At 44.4% G+C, this 22,468-nt stretch carries 21 protein-coding genes; 9 read left to right on the top strand and 12 right to left on the bottom strand.

Annotation, left to right across the window (positions count from 1 at the left end; genetic code table 11):
* From ACLSSO_RS15320 to ACLSSO_RS15335, 4 genes are all read right to left on the bottom strand, one after another.
* Nucleotides 1-1,872: a nitric oxide reductase activation protein NorD gene (locus ACLSSO_RS15320; protein ID WP_413943329.1), complete on the bottom strand. Its 1,872-nt coding sequence runs from the start codon at nucleotides 1,870-1,872 to the stop codon at nucleotides 1-3.
* A gap of 69 nt (nucleotides 1,873-1,941) precedes the next feature.
* Nucleotides 1,942-2,730: a CbbQ/NirQ/NorQ/GpvN family protein gene (locus ACLSSO_RS15325; protein ID WP_295899099.1), complete on the bottom strand. Its 789-nt coding sequence runs from the start codon at nucleotides 2,728-2,730 to the stop codon at nucleotides 1,942-1,944.
* Nucleotides 2,711-4,054: a cbb3-type cytochrome c oxidase subunit I gene (locus tag ACLSSO_RS15330; protein ID WP_413943330.1), complete on the bottom strand. Its 1,344-nt coding sequence runs from the start codon at nucleotides 4,052-4,054 to the stop codon at nucleotides 2,711-2,713. Before ACLSSO_RS15330 ends, ACLSSO_RS15325 begins: the two co-directional genes overlap by 20 nt.
* A gap of 10 nt (nucleotides 4,055-4,064) precedes the next feature.
* Nucleotides 4,065-4,760 carry a c-type cytochrome gene (locus ACLSSO_RS15335; RefSeq protein WP_295899105.1) on the bottom strand — a complete coding sequence of 232 codons (696 nt, stop codon included), beginning with the start codon at nucleotides 4,758-4,760 and terminating at the stop codon, nucleotides 4,065-4,067.
* A gap of 187 nt (nucleotides 4,761-4,947) precedes the next feature.
* On the opposite strand from ACLSSO_RS15335, the gene ACLSSO_RS15340 reads away from it, so the two are divergent.
* Both ACLSSO_RS15340 and ACLSSO_RS15345 read left to right on the top strand, forming a co-directional pair.
* Nucleotides 4,948-5,688: a Crp/Fnr family transcriptional regulator gene (locus ACLSSO_RS15340; protein WP_413943331.1), complete on the top strand. Its 741-nt coding sequence runs from the start codon at nucleotides 4,948-4,950 to the stop codon at nucleotides 5,686-5,688.
* Nucleotides 5,621-6,136, top strand: a complete 516-nt coding sequence (locus ACLSSO_RS15345) for a hypothetical protein (RefSeq protein WP_413943332.1) — start codon at nucleotides 5,621-5,623, stop codon at nucleotides 6,134-6,136. The genes ACLSSO_RS15340 and ACLSSO_RS15345 overlap by 68 nt, the downstream gene beginning before the upstream one ends.
* On the opposite strand, the gene ACLSSO_RS15350 is transcribed toward ACLSSO_RS15345, so the two are convergent.
* The 4 genes from ACLSSO_RS15350 to nirK form a co-directional block, all read right to left on the bottom strand.
* Complete coding sequence (locus ACLSSO_RS15350; RefSeq protein ID WP_295899113.1) at nucleotides 6,133-6,393, bottom strand: DUF2249 domain-containing protein; 261 nt, start codon at nucleotides 6,391-6,393, stop codon at nucleotides 6,133-6,135. The genes ACLSSO_RS15345 and ACLSSO_RS15350 overlap by 4 nt on opposite strands.
* Nucleotides 6,394-6,456: 63 nt before the next feature.
* On the bottom strand, nucleotides 6,457-7,074 hold the full coding sequence (locus tag ACLSSO_RS15355) for an SCO family protein (protein WP_295899116.1): 618 nt from the start codon (nucleotides 7,072-7,074) through the stop codon (nucleotides 6,457-6,459).
* Between the two features lie 2 nt (nucleotides 7,075-7,076).
* Nucleotides 7,077-7,841 carry a formylglycine-generating enzyme family protein gene (locus ACLSSO_RS15360; protein ID WP_413943333.1) on the bottom strand — a complete coding sequence of 255 codons (765 nt, stop codon included), beginning with the start codon at nucleotides 7,839-7,841 and terminating at the stop codon, nucleotides 7,077-7,079.
* A 7-nt stretch (nucleotides 7,842-7,848) separates the two neighbouring features.
* Nucleotides 7,849-9,267, bottom strand: a complete 1,419-nt coding sequence (nirK, locus tag ACLSSO_RS15365) for a copper-containing nitrite reductase (protein WP_295899121.1) — start codon at nucleotides 9,265-9,267, stop codon at nucleotides 7,849-7,851.
* A gap of 233 nt (nucleotides 9,268-9,500) precedes the next feature.
* On the opposite strand from nirK, the gene ACLSSO_RS15370 reads away from it, so the two are divergent.
* Both ACLSSO_RS15370 and ACLSSO_RS15375 read left to right on the top strand, forming a co-directional pair.
* Nucleotides 9,501-9,947: a hypothetical protein gene (locus tag ACLSSO_RS15370; protein WP_295899124.1), complete on the top strand. Its 447-nt coding sequence runs from the start codon at nucleotides 9,501-9,503 to the stop codon at nucleotides 9,945-9,947.
* Nucleotides 9,948-10,096: 149 nt separating this feature from the next.
* Nucleotides 10,097-10,783, top strand: coding sequence for a TetR/AcrR family transcriptional regulator (locus ACLSSO_RS15375; protein WP_340592897.1), 687 nt, complete (start codon nucleotides 10,097-10,099; stop codon nucleotides 10,781-10,783).
* Nucleotides 10,784-10,839: 56 nt separating this feature from the next.
* On the opposite strand, the gene ACLSSO_RS15380 is transcribed toward ACLSSO_RS15375, so the two are convergent.
* Both ACLSSO_RS15380 and dacB read right to left on the bottom strand, forming a co-directional pair.
* Entirely contained in the window at nucleotides 10,840-12,030 is a 1,191-nt protein-coding gene (locus tag ACLSSO_RS15380; protein ID WP_413943334.1) for a lytic transglycosylase domain-containing protein, read from the bottom strand.
* A gap of 31 nt (nucleotides 12,031-12,061) precedes the next feature.
* Nucleotides 12,062-13,492: a D-alanyl-D-alanine carboxypeptidase/D-alanyl-D-alanine-endopeptidase gene (gene dacB, locus ACLSSO_RS15385; protein ID WP_413943335.1), complete on the bottom strand. Its 1,431-nt coding sequence runs from the start codon at nucleotides 13,490-13,492 to the stop codon at nucleotides 12,062-12,064.
* A gap of 105 nt (nucleotides 13,493-13,597) precedes the next feature.
* Between dacB and ACLSSO_RS15390 the strand changes: the two genes are divergently transcribed.
* On the top strand, nucleotides 13,598-14,530 hold the full coding sequence (locus ACLSSO_RS15390) for a signal peptidase II (RefSeq protein WP_413943336.1): 933 nt from the start codon (nucleotides 13,598-13,600) through the stop codon (nucleotides 14,528-14,530).
* A gap of 187 nt (nucleotides 14,531-14,717) precedes the next feature.
* Complete coding sequence (locus tag ACLSSO_RS15395; protein ID WP_295905943.1) at nucleotides 14,718-15,083, top strand: hypothetical protein; 366 nt, start codon at nucleotides 14,718-14,720, stop codon at nucleotides 15,081-15,083.
* A 23-nt stretch (nucleotides 15,084-15,106) separates the two neighbouring features.
* On the opposite strand, the gene ACLSSO_RS15400 is transcribed toward ACLSSO_RS15395, so the two are convergent.
* Nucleotides 15,107-17,779: an RCC1 domain-containing protein gene (locus tag ACLSSO_RS15400; protein ID WP_413943337.1), complete on the bottom strand. Its 2,673-nt coding sequence runs from the start codon at nucleotides 17,777-17,779 to the stop codon at nucleotides 15,107-15,109.
* A gap of 254 nt (nucleotides 17,780-18,033) precedes the next feature.
* Here ACLSSO_RS15400 and ACLSSO_RS15405 point away from each other — a divergent pair, with 254 nt between their 5' ends.
* Nucleotides 18,034-18,804: a DUF4423 domain-containing protein gene (locus tag ACLSSO_RS15405; protein WP_295904658.1), complete on the top strand. Its 771-nt coding sequence runs from the start codon at nucleotides 18,034-18,036 to the stop codon at nucleotides 18,802-18,804.
* A 10-nt stretch (nucleotides 18,805-18,814) separates the two neighbouring features.
* The gene (locus ACLSSO_RS15410) at nucleotides 18,815-19,714 is read left to right on the top strand and encodes a hypothetical protein (protein WP_295904655.1); all 900 of its coding nucleotides are present in this window, start codon (nucleotides 18,815-18,817) and stop codon (nucleotides 19,712-19,714) included.
* Here the strand turns inward: ACLSSO_RS15410 and ACLSSO_RS15415 are convergent.
* On the bottom strand, nucleotides 19,632-20,117 hold the full coding sequence (locus ACLSSO_RS15415) for a hypothetical protein (RefSeq protein ID WP_413943338.1): 486 nt from the start codon (nucleotides 20,115-20,117) through the stop codon (nucleotides 19,632-19,634). The two genes, ACLSSO_RS15410 and ACLSSO_RS15415, sit on opposite strands and share 83 nt — an antisense overlap.
* A gap of 443 nt (nucleotides 20,118-20,560) precedes the next feature.
* Between ACLSSO_RS15415 and ACLSSO_RS15420 the strand changes: the two genes are divergently transcribed.
* Complete coding sequence (locus ACLSSO_RS15420; RefSeq protein ID WP_413943339.1) at nucleotides 20,561-22,468, top strand: methyl-accepting chemotaxis protein; 1,908 nt, start codon at nucleotides 20,561-20,563, stop codon at nucleotides 22,466-22,468.

Consider the following 22,468-nt stretch of genomic DNA (forward strand, 5'->3'; position numbering starts at 1 on the left):
TTAATGAAGCAGTGGCAACAACAGCGTCGTCAACGCTTGAGGGAGTTTATGGGGGGTGGGCAAGATTTGAATGTGTCCGAGCCCAAACATTTGCGGCAGATAAAACTTGGCCTTTTCTTCGATCGCCAAACATTTAATAAGAACATTTTGTTGGTGAGCTTCTCGCACGGCTTGCCTGATGTCTTCCATTCCGTAGCGGCCTTCATACTGATCGTAATCGGACGCCTTGCCATCGCTCAACAAAACGATAAGCTTATGTCGTGCCGGAGAAACTTTCAGAATTTCTAAACTGTGCCGTAAAGCGGGACCGATCCGCGTGTAACCGACGGGCTCTAGCGTATTTAACTTTCTCTTAAACTCAGGCCAAGACTCTTCGAAATTTTTGAGTTCTTCAAAAACACACTGATGTCTGGTATTGCTATGAAAGGCTGCGACACTTAAACACTCTGGCTCTTTTGTAAAGGCGTCGCCAATCAAACATACGCTGTTTTTTATAACATCCAAAATTCTTTCATTGGCGACCCATGAGTCCGTTGAAAGACTGCTATCAATTAAAAAAAGGCACTGCCAGTCTTTGTGATGTTTTTTACTGCGAATGTAAAACCGGTCTTCTCCGGAGTTCCCACTTTTTAGATCCGCATGTCGAGTGACTAAGGCATCAATATCAAGCTCTTCCCCGTCGCGCTGCCTTTTTTTCCAAAGGGGCTTGGAGCGAACCTGTTGAAAGAGTTTTTCAATTTCTTTCTTTTCTTTGGTGTAGGATTCAGCCAGTTGAAAGGGCGTACCTGCCTCGGGAATGCGGGCCTGAACCCGACACCAATTTTCTTTATAGCTTTTTTTCTTAAAATCCCACTCGGGATAAAAATGCACACGAGGCGAAACCGGTAAATCTTCCTTGCTTAAAAGATCCGGAGCCACACTATGCATCCGTACATCCGCTTTATAAAGCGACTGCGTCCTTTCCCGGCTTCGGGTCACCTCGCGCATATTTAACTCCTCCAGAGCCTCCGCGTGATCTTGCAAATCGTCGTCGCCGTCCTGGGTGCGCATCCCCCCCTGATACTCTTCTAAAGTTTCTGCTTTTTCAAAAGAATGGGTCACAGGATTATTGGTATCTTTTTGCTCTTCAAGATGCACCTGCACAATGTCTTCACGATTTTTTCCCTGCACTTCTGTTCCATTAGCTAATGCCTCGGTAGTCGTTTCTTCGTCCGTTTTTTCCGTCTCTTCGGAAAAAGGATTCGGAGACATAAGAAGACCCCAGAGCACAAAGGCTTCTTCCGCCACTGCGGGCCCCAAAGGAAGTGAGGCAAAATGAGTTTGATAAACAGCATCAGCGAACTTCCAAAAACTGAAAGTACTTTTATGGGTGTTATACAAAATACTTTTCCAAGAGCTGTCTTTGGGGCTTTCACACAAAAGATCATAAATCCACTGAGCGAGAATACCATTTTGTGTATTTCGATCTTGGTCTGAGAGCGATTGCAGTTCCGCCAAGGTTCCTTGTCTTAAAGTTTCAATCACTTGAATTGTGCCTGGAAACTCCAAGGTAATAACCTTATAGATTTGGTGAACCGCCAAACAGGTGTAAACTTTCTTTTCAATTTCCGAAAGTTCGCGCGGCGGCAAACAAAAACCCAACTGTTTGGCGGAACTATAAAACAGCGTTCTTTGAATATAGACCAACTCGTTCAATCTTTTTGATGAAAGTGGGCACAAAGATTTTGGATAATAAAAATGGACGCCCGAAAAGCCACCGATCTTTTCTGCCTCGTGTATTTGAATAGGTTCGCCGCAAAGAGATTTAGCAATAACTTGAAGGCGAGTCTCCAGTTCTTTTAAATCCGCCCTTTGCTCATAGTGCGGTGGCATGGGGTCCGCCGAGATTTTTTTAAAAAGTCTGTAACCAAAAGAAAAAAACTTTTCATCTAGGCCCATACTCTAAAAAATCATGGCGGCCACATCTTGTAAGGCCGTCATAATATCTCCGTCATCCGTGAGAGGTTGAACAATAGCGACGTCACAGGAACGACGAGGCTCCAATCCATCACGTATTAACTTCCCGGCATCGACAAGAAGCCGGGTTGATGCTGTTTCCGCCAAACCCAGCTCTTTGAGATTGCGAATTTTTCCCGCAAAGCGAACCAGCTTTTGCGCCACTTCCAAGGAGCATTGAGATTCCGCTTTTACAATTTCAGATTCGAGTTCGGGACGAGGATAATCAAAATGCATGGCCACAAATCTTTGTCTTGTGGAAGGTTTCAATTCCTTGAGTCCTCGTTGATATCCCGGATTAAAACTCACGACGAGCATAAACTCCGGCGAGGCTTTGATTTCTTCATTGAGTTTATCCAACGTGATGGCACGACGGTGATCGGTCAAAGGATGAAGGACCACAATCACGTCTTCGCGAGCTTCAGCGATTTCATCCAAGTAAAGAATTGCACCTTCGCGTAAGGCACGCGTGACCGGACCGTCTTGCCAAACGGTGTCTCCACCTTTGACAACAAATCGTCCCAATAAGTCGGTCGCCGAGGTGTCTTCATTGCAGGCGACAGTAATCAGAGGACGCCCTCTGCGAGCCGCCATGGATTCAATGAAGCGGGACTTTCCGCATCCTGTAGGCCCTTTCAACATCAAGGGCAATTGATTGCGATAGGCGCTGTCGAAGATTTCTTCTTCATCTGCAACAACCTGATAAAAAGGTCCTTTAATTGTGGGTGCCAGCATTTTCTACCTTCCCTTTGGGCAATCCGTACTTAATAAAGATCCAAATAAAGGCGAAAATTCCAAGACTGAATAAAGCGGCGGCAAGAACGAGCCCCAAGAAATGCACTTCAATTTCTTTTTGTACTAAAAGAAAATCCATGCCCATTTTTCTTTCCAAGTAGACTTGTGCGACACCTGCGATTCCGAAGGCGACCGTCATTGCGGTCATGCCGATGTTAGAAGTCCAAAAAGCGAAAGCACTCCAACCGCTGTCATAAAGTTTTCGGCCCGTAAGATTCGGCATCGCATAAGCGATCATTGCAAAAACCAACATGGCGTAAGCACCCCAGAATGCAAGATGCCCGTGCATAGCCGTCACCAGCGTTCCGTGAGTGTAAATATTGACTTGGGGGAGTGTGTGCGCAAAGCCCAAAAAACCAGCTCCAACGAATGACATCACGGCACACCCAATGGTCCATGTTAGGGCCAAACGATTGGGATGTTGGCGTCCTCCCTTTTTTGCCATGGCAATAGCGTAAATCGCCATTCCTAAAAAGGCCACCGGTTCAAGAGCACTAAAGAGTCCGCCGATCATCAACCAGTAACGAGGAGTCCCGATAAAATAATAGTGGTGTCCTGTCCCTAAGATTCCTGAAAGAAACGTAAAGCCGACAATGACGTAAAGCCATTTTTCAATAACTTCGCGATCTACACCCGTGAGCTTGATCAAAAGGAAACTGAGGATAGCCCCCATAACCAATTCCCATACGCCTTCAACCCACAAGTGAACAACCCACCATCTCCAGTAAGAGTCCATTGTCTGATTGACTGTCGGAATCATTCCCGGAAGATAAAGCAAAGCCGCACTCAACAAACCAAAAAAGAGAACCATATTCGTCGTGCTATATCTTCGGCCTTTCCAGATTGTTCCTCCGATAAGGAAAATAAAAAGGAGAACATCGACAACAACAAGATAGTCCAGCGGTCGCGGAATTTCTAAAAACTTTCTTCCTTCCCACCAATTAAAATGAAAGCCAATAATCGCTGTTACGCCCACGGCAACAAACGCTCCCAATTGCACGTAGGCAAGTTGCGGAAGAATCAACTCACGGTTTGATTCCTCCGGCGTGATGTAATAAGCGGCACCCATAAATCCCGCCAGCAGCCACATTACCAATAAGTTCGTGTGGGTGGCGCGTGCCGTGTGAAAAGGAATGACACTGTGTAAGCCGTCGTATCCCATATGGGCAAAGCCCATGATAAATCCATAGACAATCTGTAAAGATAAAAGAAGCATGCACACGGCAAAGAAGTAGTAGGCTATTTTCTGTGTTTTAAATTTCATAACAGAATCCTTATTTCAACAATGAAAGATAACTTGCGAGTTCTTGAACTTGTTCGTCGGTTAAAGGCAGTTTTGGCATTTTAGAGTCTGCCTTCACCGCGACTGGATCGCGCAACCAGGAAACAAAAAAGGCATGTTCTTTACGGCTGCCCACACCATCCAAGGCCGGTCCCACAGAGCCTCCTTTTCCTTGCAACATATGGCATGCAACGCAAACCTGATCAAAAACTGCAGGACGTGGCGGAAGAGAAGACTGCGTTAGAGTCGTCGCTACTGGAGCCGGTGCCGGCGCGAGATCAGGCTTTGCAGGAAAACCGTTAAGATCCGTCTCTCCGATCCATTTTAAGAACGCCACCAGAGAATTGATCTCCTCCTCTGTAAAATTATACTTCTGCATCTTTCTTTGGCCTGGATACATTGCCGCCGGGTCTTTAAGCATAGATTTAATGAAGGCTTCTCCTCGGCGTTCATAAACTTTGGTGAGTTCGGGAGCATAATAAGCTCCTTCTCCCATGATCGTGTGACACCCCATACAGTTGTTGTGGTCCCACAAATCTTTTCCGTGAATGACTTCGGGAGTGATATTCTCTGAGTGCGTTTGTTTAGGCACTCGTTGAATTGTATCTATCGTTAAAATAACAAAACATCCGGAACAGACAATGGTACCGATGAGAAAAAACTTCTTAGCGGCCGACTTTGATAACATGAAAACTCCTTTGACCTTAACAACGTCATCCTAAACAAAGAAGTTTTCTTGAAATATGATCCGGATCAAGAACCGCTTCAAATACATACAGTTCCACCCCCGGGGTTGAATTGAATCGACCGAAAGAAACTTGATCCAGATCATAGAAAGCGCGGCATAGACATGAGAACTTCATTTTGAGGTTGCTATGTTAGACGTAACTCAAAGACTCAAAAGCTTGGATTCATTCAACCCTCTTGGTGAAACATCATTGAAAGAATTGTCATCCCATTTTGAAATCGTTTATGTCAAAAACAGGGAAATTCTTTTCAAAGAAGATACGCCGATACAGGATCTCTATATCGTTCTTTATGGATCTTTTAAAATTCAAAAGAAGGGTTCTAATTCCTCTCCGGTTATACTCAATTTCTTAAATCGCGGAGAGTTTCTAGGGATCGCGATGGCAGGACTCACTTACCCGGTTTATCCCGCCACTGCTGTCGCCAATGAAGATGCAGCACTCCTGCGGTTTTCACGAAATTATTTTTTAAACGTTCTTATGAAGATCGACAGCGTTCGTGCCACTGTCACAAGACAAATCAGTGAACGCTTCCTTGAATTCCAGCACGACCGTTGTATGGAAAACGTGCGCACTCATCAAAGGGTCGCTGATCTTTTGCTGCGACTTCTGGATCGACAAGGTGAAAAAAGCGGATCGCAGATCCTCATACCACTGACCCGCAAAGATATTGCGCAACGGGTGGGAACCAAGGCGGAAACTGTCATTCGCATCCTTAGTATCTGGAATAAAAAGGGATGGATTAAAACCGTGGACCGGCACATCGCCATTATCAACTATCAACAGCTTAAGGAGGTTCGTGATGAAAGAACTCCTGAATACACTCAGGTTGCAACATCAGACGATTTTGAAGATGTTGAACCAGCCTGAACTGGTTCGTGACCTCATTCATTTTGTTGAGCAAGAACATCATCCCCTCGAAGAACTAGAATTGTTTCCTTTTTTGAGAACTCAGCGATGCCTTCACGAAGGAGGGCCGCGTTGCACTTTTTTTATGGGTGTAAGGCTTGAATTAGATCCCCTTGGAGTTATGCAGAACCATTTAAAAACTTTTTATACAAAAACGTCCTTTCGCCCTAAGAACTATCCTGTGCCTGACTGGCTGACTCTGCAAAGTCCCTTAAGCATTCCTTTTGAGGAACATGTGATAGGGGCGGATCTGGCGCAAAGTATTCTTTTTCTTTTGGAACCGGAGAACGCTCATCTCCATCAAGAATTTTTCCAACTTCTTTATGACGATTACTGCCGTCTTTTAAAAATGCACATTGATAAAGAGGACGGGTGCCTCTTTATCATGTGCGAGAGAGTTCTGACTTAGTCTCCACAGAACCCGCAACATCCTTCTTTTTTCTTCTTAGTGATTTTTAATCTCCACGTCTGAGGGCCTTGCTCCAGATATTCATGTTCAAACTGGCCGCCTTTTAAATCGTTAAACTGTCTTAAAAGCGGGATTGGATCATGAGTATTTACGATCACTAGACTTTCTCCACCTTCCAAATTGTCGAAACTTTGAAAAATAAAGGCGTGTCTTTCGGGGCCTGGAATCTTTTGGGCTTCAATGACGAAATCGGTCATAAGAGAATCTCCTTTTTCTTAATTCAAATTAAGAGATTCTCTTTAGGAAAACATTGATCGATATCAATTCTTTAAAAATTTTATTAATTCTTTAGGTTCTTTATCCGCGCCAATCTGCTGGCCACGAATCACACCATCTTTGTCGAGAACTGTGATGATAAAAGAGTGGTCGTAATCGTTGCCTTCCATCTTTTTATATTTAATTCCCAGTAAATTGGCGATTTCACGCGGTGTTTTATCGGAGGAAGAAGTATAAAGATTCCAACGGGAACTGAGCTTTCTTTTCTCTGCGTATTTCTTCATCACAGAAGGAGTGTCCACCTTGGGATCAAAACTTACGATCACAAAGCGTGCCTTTAAACCCTGAGCTTCTACTTCTTTTTCCAGTTGTTGCATCTGAGAGATAATCAAAGGACAAGCATAGGCACAGCTTGTATAAGCCATGGAAATAACCACCGGCTGTCCTTTTAAAGAAACAATAGAAACTTTTTTTCCATTCGAATCCAAAAGTTCTGAACCTAAGTTGTAAATAGACTCCTCACTGAGCTTTGTTGGTTCCACGGCTTCAGAGGTTTCGTTCTTGTCGTGATGCTGATGTTCATGCTCGTGGGCTTGAACCGCTGAGGCAGACAGAGCAGAAACCAGACTCGCTATTAACACAAAATCTCTTAGGTAAAACATAATCACTCCTTGTTCTTTACACAGCGAAATCCAAGATTTCTGACTGTGTATTTCGCCTGCAAGCTGCTCCGAAAAGCATAGCGCATGAAGGCCGCATAATCGGCAGGATCCGCAGCGGAGGCGGCACCTCCGCCACAAAATAAATTTCTATCTAAAGCGACGTCGGCCCGCGATTCGCCAGTCACCATGGAGGAATTAAAATCCTCCACCCATTCCCAAATAAGGCCATGCATGTCGTAAACACCGTCATTATTGGATGCACCAGATCTGACAGCAGGCAAAGGCCACTCGGCACTTTTTCCGTACCACTCTAAAATCACAGACTTCAGATCTTTTTTATCTTTGTAAGGAACAAGTCCGACATATTCCCACTCATCAATACTCGCCAGACGTTTACCAAGGCTGTCGCAATAAGCACGAGCCGCATACCAACTGATGCGCACGACAGGGGACGAAGCCATTGAAGCTTCTCCAAAGTTGAGATCGTCTTGCCAGTATTCCAAATAATTATTGTCAGAGAATATTTTTTTTACCTTGCTTTTGCGCCACTCAGGATGAGTTTTCACGAATTCAAGATATTCCGCATTAGTGACAGGATTTCTATCAATGTAAAACGCGGAAACTTTATGAACAGTTTTATCCAGAAGCGCCGGCATTCGAAACGAACCTGCAGGGATAAGGATCATGTCCGCTCCCCAGCCAGGCAAAGACATAAGCATCCCAAGAATCAGAATGACTTTGCATGCGGATTTCTTGAGATGCTTCATAACAGACCTACTTTTTACCTGAAGCGCGAATTGCTTTCACTTCTTCAGGAGTTACTTTTTTCTTTGAGTTACCCCAAGCGCTGTAAACATAGTTCAACACGTTAGCAGCTTCTTCATCAGAAAGAACTTGGGCAGGCATAATGGAGTTGTACTCTTTGCCATTTACAGTGATTTTTCCCTCTAAACCATGCACGACCGCTGAGATGGCTTTGTCTTTATTGTTATTAAGGAAGTCCGACTTCGCAAGAGGAGGGAATGCTCCCGGCACACCTTGACCATTCGCTTGATGGCAGGCAAAGCAAGACGACTCGAAAATTCTTTTTCCGCGAGCAATACTTTCTTCGATATTCTTCGCTGGAATTAATTTTGGAGCACCGTCACCCACTTCTTGGATCACACCACCCTCAGGAAGATAAATACCGTCTTCAGTTTTACCCGAGTAAACTTCCTTATCGGCGTCACCTTCCACTTTGATCATTCCTAAAGCACCTTTATTAAAGGCGCGGAAGATCGAGTGATCGACCAGAATGAAAGTCCCAGTAGTCTGCAACTTAAAGTCCACGATGGCAGATCCGCCGGCAGGAATCAGAGTAGTTTGCACGTTTTCATTTACTAACTTTCCGCCTTCGACATAAACCTTATCAAAGATCTCCCCGATAACGTGGAATGAAGACACGAGGTTAGGACCGCCGTTTCCGACAAATAAGCGCACAGTCTCGCCAGTTTTTGCTTTCATCGCTTTGTCGCCAACCAGAGCGCCTACGTTTCCGTTAAAGACTACGTAGTCAGGTTTTTCTTCAACAGCTTTAGTCATACTAAACGGCTGAAGTCCCGCGGCTCCGTATTTTCCTTTAGTGTAGAACTCACTTTGCATGACATAAAATTCGCGATCCACCTTAGGCAAACCTTCTTTAGGTTCAACCAAAATCAAACCGTACATACCGTTAGCTATATGCATACCCACAGGTGCGGTTGCACAGTGATAAACATAGAGTCCCGGATTCAACGCCTTAAAGTTGAAAGTTGAGCTGTGGCCCGGAGCTGTGAAGGAACCTTCCGCTCCCCCGCCCTGTCCTGTAACAGCATGCAAGTCGATATTATGTGGCAACTTGCTGGAAGGATGATTGTGCAAATGGAACTGCACGTGGTCTCCCTCACGAATGCGGATGAATTTACCTGGAACCTTTCCACCGAATGTCCAGAAAGTGTAATCCACTCCGTCAGCGAGACGCATTTTCACTTCTTTTGTTTCAAGATTCACAATGACTTTTGTTGGGTACTTACGAGTGATAGGTGGTGGAACTTCAGGCGCGTCAGTTAATACTGCCACTTCTTCACCTTTAATTTTTTCTTCGGCGTTTGCAACAACGGCTAATAGACATGCCGCCAAAACCGCAAGAGGCTTTTTAACAGTTGAGTATTTCATCTTAGTCTCCTTGCTGATGACTCCATTTAATCCTATGAGGAGATTCGCGTCCATAACATGACGGTGGTCAACTTTGCGGTCTAGAAGAACATAAATCCATTCCGGGGGTGGAGAAGGCGGACCTTTTTGGGTGAGTGTTTCAAAGTTAGACAGGACCAAATGCCTAAAAACAAATAAAAAGGGGGCTTACAAAGTCTCTTTTTTGCACTTTAATGCCGTCGATGAAGACACGTATGCACAAGCTGATGTTGGCGGTATTAATTCTATGCACTTTTTCTGTGACGACAGTCCATGCGCAGGGGCTTTGCCACATTCCCGTTAAGAACAGCCGCCTTGCCATGGATCAACGAGATGATCAGCGCATGAAATGTTTGAAGCACAAGAAAGGGCAAATCAACGTCACTCAGTGTTTGAATGTTGCAAAGTCTATGGAGTATTCAACCAACGCTGAAGATGCACGCTTGGTTTGTCTGTACGATCTTCGCCCAACTTTGAAAGAGTGTTTTGCGATTTCAAAATCGATGGAGTATCCTGATTCAGGAGATGAAGCTCGTTGGGAATGTCTTCGCCGTTTCAACAAAACGATCACTGTAAAACAGTGTAAAAAAATCGCAGACAGCATGAGCTATCCCGCCAACGCAGACCGAGCAATTCAGTATTGTTCTTCTGAGTTACAATAATTTTTTCGGGGGAATCTAATCTCACTCGCATTCTAGACTTTAGTGTCATTTATTACAAATTTGCAAAAAACCAGACTTGCCGTTGTAATGAATGGTCCCTATTCTGTCCTCATAGGACTCGTAAATCCTAGAAAGGGATACCTCTTATCATGACTCAATCTATGGAAGAAAAAGCGAAGAAGACTAAGATTATTGTTAAAGCACCAACTCAGGAACGTTCTCGTCAAACAGTCGCAACCATCTTAGATGCCTGTTCTCGTTTGCTGATTTCTGAAGGGTTCTATTCAATCACGACAGATAAAATTGCCAAAGAAGCCGGCGTGAGCATCGGTTCTCTTTATCAATTTTTCGGGAACAAAGAGTCTGTTGTTCAAGCTGTTGTTAAAAATATCATTGAAGAAGACAAGCGTTTGATCAGCGAAAAAATGCGCGCCATCTCTCCCCTTCCTCCGGAACAACGCGTGAAAGGCATGATCGAACTTGCCGTGGAAACAATCCGCCGCAATTCAGAGCTTCGTGCCAAGCTAACGACGATCCAGTATTACGTAGCGGACGCTGCCTATATCTCTGAATCCATCCGCTTCTTCCAAGAAGTGGTTCGTTACAATCTTCCGCAAATCCCAGGTCGCGACATGGATAAGGTTTCTTATCTTGTTGTAAATGCGTTTATTGGACTTGTGAACACAATGTCGATCGATAAGCCGGAAGCCATCCACGATCAGGGCATCGTGAATGAAATCACTCAATTGTTCTTTAAATATTTAGATATTGAAAATCCAGTAGCAACGGCCACCGTCGGAGCTTCTGCAACTCGCGCAAAGGGCGACTTTATCTAAACCTTTACAATTTCGGGAATAAAAAAAGCCTCCGTTTGGAGGCTTTTTTTTGAGAGCTATCTTGGGCTCTTTTTGTTATCTTCCATCGCGACGGTTCTATTTTTTCTCGCGAGCGAAATGAGGGCGATATTGTATTTGTCTTTCGGAATCGCGATCACTGTCTGTGCAGGAATCGGCGTTCCTTTGCGGGCTTTTTGCGTTAAATGTGGGTTGTACATTTGCGCTTTTTCATCGTCGCCATCAAACCAGCTAACGATCTCTTTATATTTTACGGACACTGGCAATTTCAGGTCTTGAGAGTTGAAAGGCTTTGACCATACAACAGAGCCGAAGTATTTGCCTGCGTTCTTTTCTACTTCAAGAGCGGCTAGGAAACTGGCGTAGAAGTTTCTAGAGGCAAAGCCGAAGCTCTTACGAGACTTCACATTTTGCACAAGTTCTCCCAATTCACGAGTTTCGTAGCTCTTTGTCATTTTCAAAACGCCTGTCGGTCCATGGTTGTAACCAGTGACCGCTAAAGGCCAAGAATCGAGCATATTGTAATTTTGGCGCAAAAGCTTTGCCGCCAATTTAGTCGCCTCTAGCGGGTGATTTCTTTTATCCACCACCGGAGAAATCATTCTGTATGGACGAGCCGTGTACGGCATGATTTGCCAAATACCGCTCGCGCCCACTTTGGACCTTGCCATGATGTTGAAAGAACTTTCCACAAACGCCAAACGGGTCAATTCGATCGGCATATTGGCATCGCGGAAGATTTTTTCCATATCCTCTAAGTAACGGCCCGAATAAAAAATCGCGTCTTGCATGCGGTCTTTTTGACCCAGTTGAAAACGCAAACGATCTTTTTCTTCTTTAGTGAGCTTTAAACCGATGATGTTTTTAACTTCATCGACTTTCTTTTGTTTTTCACGCTCAGTCGTTAGACCTGTGAGATCCACAACTTCATACACAGTCTCTACATTTTCGGCGTCATGGATGACACCTTGGTTTGTAGAATATTTGGTATAGATATCAATCCAGAATTGAACCTGTTTTTCCATTCCTTTAGGAATAGCAAACGCGTCTTCTTTGTAACCCAAAGCCGAATTCTGGTCTTTAAATACAGGCGCGCGCCATGGACGACTTTCTTCAGGGCTGCGACCGAGAACTTGTGGAACGACTTGACCTGCAATATCGTTCTGCGCAAATGCCACTGGAGAAATCAAAAGACCCGCGTATAAAATTGAGACAGTGATTTTCTTCATCTAACGTTCACCTTCCAGTCACTTCATCGGCTTATTTTACTAGATAGATAAGCAAATTATCAAAAAACGAACGAATCTTCGCCTCATCTGTAGACCCGTTATAGATAAATGAAAATGTGATCACATTCCCATCTTCAATACCTGCGTATCCCGCCAGAGAAACGACATTCGTCAAGAATCCCGTTTTAGCACGAACCCAACGTTCTGCCTTGGAATTCTTCATACGCTTTTTGAGCGTGCCATCAATACCAGCGATGGGCAAGGATGTGAGGAACTCCGGCTGGACTTGAAAATCATTGCGCAAATGCTGCAACACTTTCCACATTGCAAACGACGACATTTTATTTTCGCGCGTCAAACCTGATGGTGACTCCAAGCGGTATTGATCCGCAGGAACACCCAGACTTTGCATGTGCTCATTGATAACTTGCATTCCATCAGCAAGACTTGCACCCTTTGTTTTTTTCACTGCGCCTAAATTCTTTGTCAGCATTTCAGCCACGTAGTTGTTGGAAAACTTATTCATGTCCGCGACAACTTGTTCAATGGCTTTACTTTCAGACTCTGCAAGAACGTCGGCCTTCTCTGGTGTGACACCGTTCTTGATTGAACCGGTAAGTTGAACTCCCCTTTGCGCTAAAAAAGATTTCAGATTGTAACCTGCCCAAAGGTCGGGCTGCGTGATGTTCTTAAAGATCACGACTTCCTTTAGGCCCTGTCCGATGGAACCGCCGACGTGAATCACGTCCCCTTCAAACTTTTTATCGTCCTGACGATCCGCCAAAAGTTTATTGTCTGATCCCGCCACTGTTTTAGCTTTATTCACCAAACGGATGTAGTCGTTTTGGGGATCAATGAAAACATCCGCACCGTTGCCTTTTCCGTTCGAGCGCACAAAAATATTCACCGAGTTCCAGTTAAAACTCATTGCTCCCGTAGGTGCATCATACGCACGATCGACACGTTCTTTTTGGCGGCTCACATCATAGCGAACTTTGTCGAACAAAGAATCATCGACGATGATATCGCCCTCAATGCGCGTGATACCGTTGCGCGTGAAAGCATTCACCAAATACCACATGTTTTCAGAGACAAAGGAAGGATCTCCGCCGCCTTTCAGATACAGATTTCCTTTTAGAACACCGTTTTTCGATTCAGCGCTTGCCAGCAATTGTGTCTTAAATTTATGACCCGGAGGAAAATGCGCCAACGCCGCAGAAGCTGTCGCGACTTTTGAAATGGAAGCTGGGATCATCGTTTTTTTGCTGTTTATATCCAGAAGAACTTTCATATCCTGGCCTTCACCCACCGTCGCATACATACCAAGATCTGAAAGCTGCACACCGAATTTTTTAGCCAACGATTGAAACTCTTTTTCCACATCCGCAAACTTGTTTGCTTCAACGGGTTGAGCGTGAACCGAAAACGAGAACAACAAGACGGCGGCAATAATAAATTTCACGATACTGTTCCTCTGTGTGTTAGGACTAAGTCCAGGAGTCTAGCCCATGTTAATTGTTATAGTTTTTCTTCGCAAGAACCAGAGTGAATTGTTAGACTGAAGTTCATGAAAAAACGTGAATGGCTCATCGTGATTCTTCCTCTTCTGGCGACGTGGTCTTTGGACCGCATCACTAAACTCTGGGCGACAGGAATCACTCAGTTGCAATCTTTCGGTCCTGTCCACTTCGTTCTCCACCATAACCATGGTGCGATGCTGGGTCTCTTTTCAGATCTTCCCTCCGTTTTGCGTGTTGTATCTTTGTCGACAGGTGGAGCTTTCCTTCTTTGCACGTATGCTTTGATTCAATATCTTCTACCGATCAAATCGCTGACCTTACGAACAGGTTTGTCGATTTTAATTGGTGGCATTATTGGTAACGTCACCGATCGTATCGTTTGGGGTTATGTTGTCGACTTCATCGTCGTCGGAACTCCGTCCCTTTCTAGCCCCGCCTTTAACATCGCCGATGCTTTGCAATGGGTTGGTTATGCTTTGATCGTTTATGCGATCATTCGCGAAGGTGAACTTCTTTGGCCGGAAAACAACGTGCGCAAACAGTACTGGGTCAATATGCCGTTTCAGTTGAAGTATTGTTTTATCCTTATGGCCGTGGGACTAAGCCTGACTCTGATCTGTTTGGTATTTTCTTACACTTACATGCGAGTGACGATTCAAGAACTTGTGGGCAATAATGCCTTCTTAGTAAATAAGTTCTTGGTGCCCTTCGTGATTACGTTTGTAATTATTTGTATCGCCTTCTGCGCGATCTTATTTGCGGTGGGACGATTGATTTCTCACCGAATCGCGGGACCTCTTTATGCTTTTGAACGTTTTTTAAAAATGTCGTTAGATGGAACATCAACGCCGCTAAAACTTCGCGCGGGAGATGAATTTAAACATCTGGAAGAATTAGCTGAACAAGTCAACGAGCGCCTGAATCAGATAAAGAAAGAGCGCACGGTTCAAGTGATCGAATATTCAGAAGAAGAAAATTAAAAAAAGTGTGAGATCATTGGATCACCTGTTGTCCCTAAAACGAGATGTTGCTTTAATTTTTTTGGCAACATCTGCGACACATTTTGTGCTTTCGCGAATGATAATTCGACATCAATTTACATCCTCATTCCTTTGAAAAGTGGGCACGATTTTCGCTTAAGTATCTTCACAACTAAGGAGAACACTTATGAAAAAAATTATCGTACTCATGACACTATTGGCATCTTCATATTCATATGCTGGGGAAGCTTGCAGCGCTTACTACGCTGCGGGATTAGGGCACGTATTCAAAGGCGAAGCTCAGCAACTAGGCGAAGTCATAAAACTTACTGAGGGCCAATCCACTGGCGATGAGCTCTATACAATGACTATAATAAACGGGGCACCCGAGCTGAAAGAAACTCGCTCTGGCTCAGCAGTAAGATTGTCGTCGAGTGAGATGGGTACCGCAAAAATTTACACAACTGGTTCATTGAAAAAGTATCCCTCGGGCGTAGCAGACAAAGAACATAGATTTGTGATCATTATCTGCGCGGATGATTCGGCATTCTAAGACCTCGGCCTCTATTTATGTTTCTATTTACTTGTTCCAAGGGCGACTGCGGGAAGAGCGTCGCCCATTTCGCCCGCGCCATCGCCTACATTATTAACATGCCCTTGACCTAATTGACCAAAGGTATTACTTCCCCAACATTTCATTGTGGAGTTATCCAAAACGGCACACGTTTGGTAAGCGTATGCGGATATTTGTACGATAGTTCGACCGGTCCCTAAATTGATCGCAGCAAGCGAATCTCCCATTTCTCCCACGCCGTCTCCGATAGAATTTGTGTTTCCCTGGCCTAGGTTGCCGTACAAGTTTCTTCCCCAGCACTTGACCGTACCATTATCAAGAAGGGCACAAGTGTGCTCAGCGCCTGCAGAAATTTGTTTCGCTTTTCGACCTACTCCTAAATCAATTGCAGGCAAGGAGTCACCCATTTCCCCAGCCTCATCTCCCAAAACATTAGTATTTCCTTGTCCTAACTGCCCATACGTATTACTGCCCCAGCACTTCACCGTCGAATCATCGAGCAGAGCACAGGTATGATAATAACCTGCAGCAACTTGTAACGCCGTTCGGCCCGTTCCCAAATTAACTGCAGGAAGGGAGTCCCCCATTTCGCCAGCACCGTCTCCCAAAACACTGGTATTTCCCTGTCCCAATTGTCCGGACGCATTGTTGCCCCAGCACTTTATTGTCGAATTATCGAGAAGAGCACAAGTATGCTGAGAACCCAACGAAATTTGCACAACCGTTCGTCCGGCTCCCAAACTCACTGCAGGAAGAGAATCACCCATTTCACCAGCGTTATCCCCCAAGGTTGTCGTGTTACCTTGGCCTAAAACACCATAACTACCAAGTCCCCAACATTTTACCGAAGAGTTATCTAAGATCGCACAAGTGTGATAACTCCCTGTTGCGATCTGCACAGCCGTTCTTCCCGTTCCTAAACTGATCGCCGACAAAGAGTCTCCCATTTCACCGGCACCATCTCCTAAGCTATTTGCATGCCCTTGACCTAACTTACCATAACTATTGTTGCCCCAACACTTGACTGTAGAGTTATCCAGAAGCGCGCACGCATATGCCACTCCGCTTGAAATTTGCAGAACCTTTCGTCCTGTTCCCAAATCAATCGAGGGAAGTGAATCTCCCATTTCACCGACACTATCTCCGAGACCAGTCATGTTACCCAGACCTAGTTGCCCCTGACTGTTTTGCCCCCAGCACTTCACCGAGGAGTTATCGAGAAGAGCACAAGCAAAGTAATCTCCTACGGCAATCTGCTTGAAACGTTTTGTGCGAATCAGAGGTTGATCCAAAATCTTTGCTAAACGCGAAGATGAAGTTCCTAATTTGATCGCAGTAAGCGCATCTCCCATTTCTCCTGGGCCATCACCTAGATAATTCATATTGCTCTGCCCCAGTTGCCCCCAACCGTTGAAGCCCCAACACTTCACCGTCGAATTATCTAATAAGGCACAAGTGTGATTGATACCGGCTGAAACTTGCAGCGCCGTTCGTCCGGTTCCTAAATCAACAACTGACAAAGCGTCTCCCATTTCTCCGGCGCCATCGCCTAAAGTATTTGTATGACCTAGTCCTAATCGACCATTGCCATTGTAACCCCAACACTTCACGGTCGAGTTATCTAACAAAGCACAAGTGTGATTGCCGCCGACAGAAATCTGCATCGCTTTGCGATTGGTTCCTAAATCAGCCGCTGGCAAAGCGTCACCCATTTCTCCCGCGCCATCTCCCATGACAGTCACGTTACCTATTCCTAAATTACCATTGGAATTATTTCCCCAGCACTTTACGGAAAAGTTATCAAGAATGGCGCATGTATGATTGTTTCCCGCAGCAACTTGCAGAGCTGTGCGACCTGTTCCCAAATTGATGGCTGGTAAAGCATCACCCATACTTCCAGCACTGGCCCCTATTGAACCCGTACTGCCCTGACCTAATTGACCATTGTTATTGTAGCCCCAACATTTCACTGTAGAGTTGTCCAGAATGGCACAAGTGTGATCACTGCCCGTAGCAATTTGCAAAGCTGTTCGACCCGTTCCTAAATTGACTGCCGGTAAGGCATCACCCATTTCCCCTGCACCATCTCCTATATTGTTCGCGTGCCCTTGACCTAAATGTCCCATTGAATTTAATCCCCAACACTTCACAGTGTAATTATCCAAAAGAGCACAAGTGTGATTATTTCCCGCGGCAATCTGTCGAGCCGTGCGACCTGTTCCCAAGTCAACCGCTGGCAATGAGTCCCCCATTTGCCCAGGCGCCTCTCCGATATTGTTTGTATGCCCTTGCCCTAACTGACCACGTAAATTATATCCCCAGCATTTTACAGTCGAATTATCCAAAAGAGCGCAGGTATGACTTCCTCCTGCAACAATCTGCACAGCAGTACGATTAGTTCCTAAATTGACTGACGGCAAGGAATCACCCATTTCTCCGGTTCCGTCTCCTAAGTTAGCTGTACTGCCGGTTCCTAGTTGCCCGGTTGCATTACCGCCCCAACACTTCACAGCCGAATTATCTAAAAGAACACATGTGTGATTTTGCCCACCCACTACTTGTTTCACCTTCATCGAATTCTTCTGCGACCACACCGCTGTCGGCAACATTCCTCCGGCAAAACCAGAACTCATCATTCCGAAAAATATAAAAAGAGAAAAAATAAAACTATTCATCTTACATCTCCGTGATACCAGCCACTCTTTTTGTATCGGGAGCTTCCATTTTTCGCTGGATATTTAGATACTATTTTGTGCTGCAATCGACTGACAGTTGCAGCAACTCCGACATATTCGATGTTGCCAATGATAATTCAGCAACACTAATTGCAGTAACTGGTGAATAAAAGAACCTACGCATATTGTAACAAATTGAATGCTAAACCCAGTCTCTTATACGTTCTTTATTAGTAAAAAAATGGAACGGTCATTTGAAAAAAATTACGACTTCTCTTACTGACAAATTTTATACTTCGAAACTCCTGGAAGAGTTTCATCGGAAGAAGCGAAAAAATCCACGCTACTCCTTGAGATCCTATGCCAATTTTTTGGGTCTTAATTCCGGCACGCTGTCTTCCATACTACAAGGAAAACGACCTTTGCCTCAGAAAGATATCGAAACCGTGGTACATAAATTGAAACTCACTGCGAATGAAAAACGACTTTTCATTGAAAGCATTCATAAAAACTCCGCTATCACGCCTAAAGAATCTTTCTGTCTTAACTCCGACCACCTTCAGATCATTTTTAATGAGTGGGAATACTTTGTTATTTTAGCCGTATTTAAACTTGATGACTTTGAAAGTTCCCCGAAATGGATTCATCGAAAAACAAAAATACCCGTCGACCGGATTCAAACATGCCTCAATGTTCTTTTGTCCTCAGGTCTCATCAAGCGAAATGAAACCGGAGAGCTTGTGCGCAGTCAAAAAGCTCTCCATACCACGCACGGAATACCTTCGGAAGCTATTCGTCACGCCCATAAAAACAATCTTCGCATGTCTCTAGAAAAACTTGAGCAGACACCTATTGAAGAAAGAGATTTTAACTTCTTCACTGTGGCTTTAGATAAGACTCGCTATAACAAATTAAAAAAGATTATTCTCAAATTCCGAGATGAATTATCCCGACTGGATGATCTTTCAAAAAAACACCGCGTTTATAGGGTCGGCGTTCAGCTTTTCCCCCTATCTTATGATTAAGAGGACACCTATGATTGTTTTGCTGATATTTCTATTTCTTCTTCCCCCACAGAGTCGGGCATCTACGGACTGGGTAGGTAATGGCGGAAACCTTATTGAATGTCAGAATCCGTACAACCTCATGCTTCTCGATTACTATGAGGGTCAGCACAGACGAAACCTTACGATTGATTTGGGGACATCGGATTCGGTTGACGAAAAAGTTCTGTTCGTTTTAAATCGCCTTGAAAAAATCAACCCTTCAAGGGCACAAACTTATAAAACTTGGTTCCGCGTATTTTACAAAGAAGTGGAATTCTTCCAGGGGTATAAGTTTGGTCCCATTCCAGATACAGGCCCTCTAATAATACCGAATAATTGTGAAATTACGCAGATAGGGGCTCAGCGGCCTGACAATCAAATTATGCCGGGAGACTCCCGTTATCTGATTAATGAAACTTTGTGGAAACAAACGAACTATGAAAGTCGTGCCGGACTTATTTTGCATGAACTCATCTATCGCGAAGGCATCAGCGCTCAGCAGACGACATCCACACGTGTCAGATACTTCAATCAAATTATCAGCTCTAGAGAGTTTGAATCTTACGACAGTTTAAAAATACTCAAGCTGATCCAAACCGTGGGCTTTAGATATGTTGATTATTATGGAATTCCCATTGATCTAGAAAACGCCAGATATTATCAGAGTGGAGCCGTTCGCACGGCCTATGCGAAAGGCGGAGAGTTTATTCAAGGACAGAAAAAAATGTCTTTGAAAAATGAATGGGTTGTGTTTAATGAGGATGGAACCATCCAGTCTATTCAAAAACGAGAATCATTTTTTCCAGCTAGTCGTTCAGCAAAGTATTTTTATTATCGCGATAACGATTTTTCACTTTTTCCCAATTGGATTTCCCGCCGGGACCCGTGACTTCCCGGACCAACATTTCTTGTCCGGCTATTCCTTTATTTGGATCCTTCGTTCCTCCAGGGAGATACTCTCGGTATTGGGACGAAGATCCACCGCCACCTCCGGTCGGTAAATTTTCGCCACTACCGTTTCCATTGGGGCTTCCAACATTGGCAACAAGAGTATCAGCAGGATTTCTCAAACTAATCCCATCGACTTTTGCCTGTGAATTATTTTTATCCGTAGTTGCGGTCTTTATGGAATTGCTTCCTCCAATTTGAGTGCTCTTTTGTAGAGTATTTGCGCAACCTGGGGTCCGCGGGTTTTTTGCTTTGATGGAATCACTACAAATGTCCTTATTCACAGAGGTCGTGCCTCGAGAAGCTTCGTCACATTGGGAAGCTTGTTTAATCGAATCAATCATTGAGGCGATTCCGGTAACCGCAGACGCAACCATGTTTGCATAAGAATAGGTGCAAGCAACATTTTTTAGGGCGACTGAAATTTCGCATCTCTCATGGAAATGAAGTCTGCGCATGCCGATAAAGCAGTTTCGATCTGCCAAGCAGGTGTTTTTGGGTTCACACCGCTGCTAAAAGATTCATTTGCATTGCGCGGGAGATGCGCCTGAATTCCCGTAAACAATCTCCACCTGCGGCAGTAAAAATTCTGTCCTGCAATTTCTTCTGCTCGATTTAATCGGTGGCCTTCCCTCAAACGGGTGAGAAGGTCCAGCTTATTGCCTTCTTTTAATATTAAATTTCCTCGTATAGCAAATGCAGTACTTATTATCTCCACAGGGGCTGCCGATCATAATGCAAATGTCATAATTCTTCACGGATACGTGAAATCATTTTAGGAGAAAAAATGCACGACTCAAAGGCCCCAAGTCGTATTACGGCAGTTGAAAATCTTGATCACAACGACAACGCAGCAGCCGTTCTCGAAGCGATTGAAAAATCTCAAGCGAGAATCGAGTTTCGAGCAGATGGCACAATCACAAGTGCCAATGAGAAATTTTTAAAAACAATGGGCTACTCCGCTGATGAAGTCGTGGGACAAAAACATAAAATGTTTTGCGAACCTTCTTATAGTGATTCTGAAGAATATAAAAAACTTTGGCAGACCTTATCAGCTGGCGAAGCTGTCAGTGGTGAATTCAAACGTGTTGGCAAAAATGGAAAAGAAGTCTGGATCATTGGTTCATACAGCCCGGTATTGGACAACTCAGGAAAAGTAACAAAAGTTATTAAGATTGCGACCGATATCACCGCATCCAAAGTAGAACTTAAAGTTCTTTACGACATCATTAATTTAACCAGCATCGTCTCTGAGGCGAATCTTAAAGGCGACATCATGTCGGTGAATGAAAAGTTCTTGGAAGTTTCCAAGTATCCTAAGGATGAGCTTATCGGTAAAGGCCACAATACGACTCGCCATCCCGACATGCCAAAAGAAGTCTTTAAGGAAATGTGGTCTACTATCGGACGCGGAAAAATCTTTAGAGGCATAGTTAAAAACCGCGCTAAAGACGGAACGCCTTACTATGTTGACGCCGTGATTGCACCTGTACTTGGAGAAAACGGCAAGCCAAGAAAATACATCGGTGTCAGATACGACATTACAGAAACTGAAATTGAAAGACAAAACATGAAGGGCGTCATCAACGCCATCAATGCTTCCTTCGCTTATATCGAATTTGATCCCGAAGGAAATATTTTGAACTTCAATAAGAATTTTCAAGACACCATGGGATATACCATCGATGAAATGAAAAGCAAACATCATCGTCTTTTCTGTGAAGCAACTTATGCCGCAAGTGCCGAATACGCCCAATTCTGGCCTGACCTGAAGAGTGGTAAAAATAAATCGGGAATCTTTAAGAGGGTTTCTAAAGCAGGTAAAGACGTTTACGTTCAAGCTATTTACTCACCTGTCTTTGATGAGGTAGGTCGCGTTACAAAAATCGTCAAAATCGCGACGGATGTCACGGAACAGGTTAACTACAAAAAAGCTTTCGAAGAAGAAGTCGTAAAAGTCGTAGAAGAGTTCTCCGCTAAGTCTAAAGAAATTTCTACGCAGTCAGCGACGGTTGCCTCGGGTGCTCAATCTTTGGGTGCAACGACGGAAGAAATGAATGCGTCTGTCGAAGAACTCAGTGCTTCGATTGATTCTATTGCATTAAATGCGAAGTCCGCCGACCAAATTGCCAAAGGAACCCAAGTTGAAGCGGATATCGGGGTCCAAGCTATCGCTAAGTCGATTGAAGCTATGGATATGATCAATAAGTCATCTGAAGAAATTGGCGAAATCGTAAAAGTGATCAGCGAAATCGCAAGTCAGACCAATCTTCTGGCCTTCAATGCCGCTATCGAAGCGGCTCGTGCCGGAGAACACGGACTTGGTTTCTCTGTTGTCGCGGATGAGGTCCGCAAACTCGCAGAAAGATCTTCTCAAGCGACAAAAGACATTACGAAACTCATAAATGAGTCCGTAAAACGAGTCAACCAAGGTGGAGAGGTGTCAAAAGAAGCGGCCGCGGCCTTTAAGAAAATCGTCGAAGGCGTTTCTAAAACGACTCAAGCAATTTCTGAAATTTCCACGGCGGCGCAAGAGCAACAAACCGCATCCAGAGACGTTGCAAGTGCGATTCAGGAAGTTGCAGATGCCACGGAGAAATCTGCAACAGCTTCTGACTCTATCGCTTCTGCCACGAAAGCTCTGTCCCAAGGTTCAGAGAATTTACGTGAAGCTGTATTGAAGTTTGCGAGGTAA

The sequence above is a fragment of the Bdellovibrio sp. HCB-162 genome (genome assembly GCF_047344985.1).
Taxonomy (GTDB): Bacteria; Bdellovibrionota; Bdellovibrionia; order Bdellovibrionales; family Bdellovibrionaceae; genus Bdellovibrio.